The organism is Actinoallomurus acaciae (genome assembly GCF_042429965.1).
Lineage (GTDB): Bacteria > Actinomycetota > Actinomycetes > Streptosporangiales > Streptosporangiaceae > Actinoallomurus > Actinoallomurus acaciae.
In genome coordinates this window covers 1-2898 of the sequence record NZ_JBHLZP010000774.1, presented here as the reverse complement: position 1 = coordinate 2898, position 2898 = coordinate 1, and the positions used below count along the sequence as shown (strand labels likewise).

4 protein-coding genes are annotated in these 2898 nt (G+C 72.1%); all 4 read right to left on the bottom strand.

Translation table 11 applies throughout. From position 1 onward, the window contains the following. A partial coding sequence (locus ACFFNX_RS46755; RefSeq protein WP_378212826.1) for an LLM class flavin-dependent oxidoreductase occupies nt 1–598 on the bottom strand: 598 nt, incomplete at its 3' end. A 115-nt stretch (nt 599–713) separates the two neighbouring features. Then, the gene (locus ACFFNX_RS46750; RefSeq protein WP_378212825.1) at nt 714–1487 is read right to left on the bottom strand and encodes a MucR family transcriptional regulator; all 774 of its coding nucleotides are present in this window, start codon (nt 1485–1487) and stop codon (nt 714–716) included. Nucleotides 1488–1636: 149 nt separating this feature from the next. Continuing rightward, complete coding sequence (locus ACFFNX_RS46745; RefSeq protein ID WP_378212824.1) at nt 1637–1975, bottom strand: DUF4440 domain-containing protein; 339 nt, start codon at nt 1973–1975, stop codon at nt 1637–1639. A gap of 263 nt (nt 1976–2238) precedes the next feature. Next, a partial coding sequence (locus tag ACFFNX_RS46740) for a bifunctional alpha/beta hydrolase/OsmC family protein (protein ID WP_378212823.1) occupies nt 2239–2898 on the bottom strand: 660 nt, incomplete at its 5' end.

The following is a 2898-nucleotide window of genomic DNA, read 5'->3' as shown; positions in this document are numbered from 1 at the left end:
TCGGGGCATGCCACCAAGGTGGCATGCCCCGAACACTCACGAAGCGAAATCCCCAACATGATCTAGCTATGTAGTAATAGCCCTGGCCCCAGGCGGCCATGCGCTCGTAGGCCGCGGGCACCAGGCCGCCGAACAGCATCGGGACCTCGCGCGTGCCGGCCGGCACCCCCGGGTTCGGCCCTCCGCCGAAGGTCTCGCCGCGCCAGACGCTGCGGTAGACCTCCAGGTCGTGGTCCATCCGCCTGCCGAGACCCCGGCCGGGCAGACCCTCCACCACGAAGTCGTCCTGGCGGTTGCCGCCGATGCCGATGCCGACGGTGAGACGTCCCCCGGAGATCCCGTCGATCGCCGCCAGCTCCTTGGCCAGCAGCGCGGGCGGCCAGACGGGGGCGAGCATGACGCTGCTGGTCAACCCGATGCTGGTGGTGGCGCCTGCGGCGGCGGCGAGGGCGACGGTGTCCATGACTCCGGGGTAGGCCACGCGGCCCACGGTGGACAGCGTCGAGAACCCGGCGGCCTCGGCACGGGACGCCCACTCCGGGATGACCGTGGGACGCACGTCGCGAAGCTGGTTGGGAAGCCCGATTCCGATCTTCATCTGCCGGCGGTTCTCTTTCTCTCGCGCATTCCGGGTGTTCTGCTCTTCTGAGAGAGCATGGGGCATTTCGGCGAATGCTGTGCGGCGGGACGCCGGGATTGGTCGATGGTGTAATTCATTCGGCACCATCGACCTGATCCAGGCCGGACCTCGCGCGCCGGTGATGTTCCCACGCGCGGAGGCTGGGAGTCGTGGTCGCCAGCGTGCGCGCCAGGGCGCGTATGCCGGTCCCGGCCAGGGCGTCCGCGAGTGACGTCCATCCCCGTGCCGCGAACTCGCGGTCGATCCGGGCATAGGCCGCCGCGCGGTTCGGGTGCAGGTATCCGCTGGCCGTCTTCCAGTCCGGCCCGACGAGCTTGCGGCGCCAGTAGGTGATGGTCTGCCGCTCACGCCCGGTCAGCCGCGCGACCATGCCGGCGTCCAGGTGGCACGTATCGGCGATCAGGCGGTGCCAGTCGGCGTGCCCGAGGCGTACGGCGGTCTCGTCGAGCGAGGCACGAGCCTTGGCGACCGCGAGGGCGCGGGCTTTGACGATGCCGGCCTGGTGGACGGTGCGGACGCCGGGCCGCGCGGCGGTCAGCGCATGGCGCGCGGCGCCGTTGCGGCGGCCGGTCGCGCTGACGGCCGGGTCGACCGCGGTGGGCAGGTCGCCGCTCTCGCGCCGTCTCCGGGTCTGCTCCCGCCATCGCGACCGCAGATCGGCGGCCGCGAGGGGCAGGGTCGCGGGAAGGCCGTGGCGCTCACGGTAGGCCTCCGGAGTGGTCCCCTCGCCTTGGACCAGATGTGAGCCGAGTGCGCGGTACCAGCGGCCGCACTCCAGGCAGAGCAGCCGGCCGTCGGCCTCCGGCTGGACCCCTGCCTCGGACGACTGAATCGATACAGAAGACATGGCCGTAATGGTGCCAGCGGCAGATGACATGCCGGTTAACCACACCGGCGCGGCCTCCGGAGAATCGTTCGGTGATCAATGACCGAAAGTCGGGTCCTCGGCGACAGGGGGACGACGATCCGGGTCCACGGCCGATCCGCAGATCGAGGTCAGCGCGGGAACCGGGTCTGCTGGTGGAAACGGAGGACCCAACGATCGGAGTCCCCTCGGATCCAGACGGAGCTGTGGGCCTTGGTCTCGTCGCGATAGGTCAGCAGGTGGACGTCAGGTGACAGCGGGGTCGCCACCATGCCGGACACCGTCGGCATGACGTATCCCGGCTGGGACGCGATCGCCTCCGCCACACCCTGGGCGTCCCAGGCCGTCCCGTCGGCGTCGACCTCCACGAAGTCGGCTGCCAGCAGCGCGAGCACGGCGGCGCGGTCGCGGCGGATCTCGGGGCGCTGCAATGCCAGCTCGTTCTCGATGATCTGAGCGGGGGTGTCCATGGCGGCGACCCTACGTCGCCCGCCGTTACGCCGGCGCGGGGGCCGGGAGCTCGACGGACAGCGTGGTCCCCGCACCGGCGGGGCTGGTGACCCGGATTCGTCCGCCGTGGGACTCGATCCGGTCGCGGAGTCCGGTCAGGCCCGACCCGGCGCCGAGCCGGGCCCGCCGGACACCAGACCACGGCCCACACGGCCGCGTCGCAGCGGGCGCCGTTGCGGCGCAGGTCCACGGGGTTCGCGCGACGCCGGTCACGGGTGAACCGTCACGCCGGGGCCTCGGTCGTCTCGATGTCCACCTCCGAGCGGAGCGTGCGGTGTACGGGACATCTGTCGGCGATGGCGAGAAGCCGGCGGCGCTGGTCCTCGTCGAGGGCGCCGTCGAGCCGGATCACGCGGGTGATCCGGTCGAGCCTTCCGTCATGCGTCTCGCAGTCCGCGCAGTCGGCCGCGTGGATCCGCGTGTGGGTCAGCCGGACCGAGACCCGGTCCAGCGGCCAGTCCTTGCGCCGGGCGTACATCCGTACGGTCATCGAGGTGCAGGCGCCGAGAGCGGCGAGCAGCAGGTCGTAGGGGCTCGGCCCGCGGTCGCCGCCGAGCGGCTCGGGCTCGTCGGCGGTGAGGACGTGACGTCCGGCCGTTACGCGCTGGCCGTACGGGCCCGCGCCGCTCTCCGTCACCGTGACACCGGCCCCGGTCTCGCGGTCCGGGAGCGCGGGCGGGGCGAGGGCGTAGCGCGCGGCCCACACCGCGAGCACCGAGGCCGCGTACTCGGCGTCGGCCGGGTCGGTCAGCAGGTGGTCGGCGCCGTCGAGCGCGACGAAGGACTTGGGGTGCCTCGCGGTGTCGAAGATGCGCCGGGCGTTGTCGATGCCCACGAGCCGGTCGGCCGGCGAGTGCATCACGAGGAGCGCGGCGCCGAGCGT

Coding starts and splice junctions, on each gene's coding strand:
- ACFFNX_RS46750 (WP_378212825.1), bottom strand. CDS start 1,487: ATGTCTTCTGTATCGATTCAGTCGTCCGAGGCAGGGGTCCAGCCGGAG.
- ACFFNX_RS46745 (WP_378212824.1), bottom strand. CDS start 1,975: ATGGACACCCCCGCTCAGATCATCGAGAACGAGCTGGCATTGCAGCGC.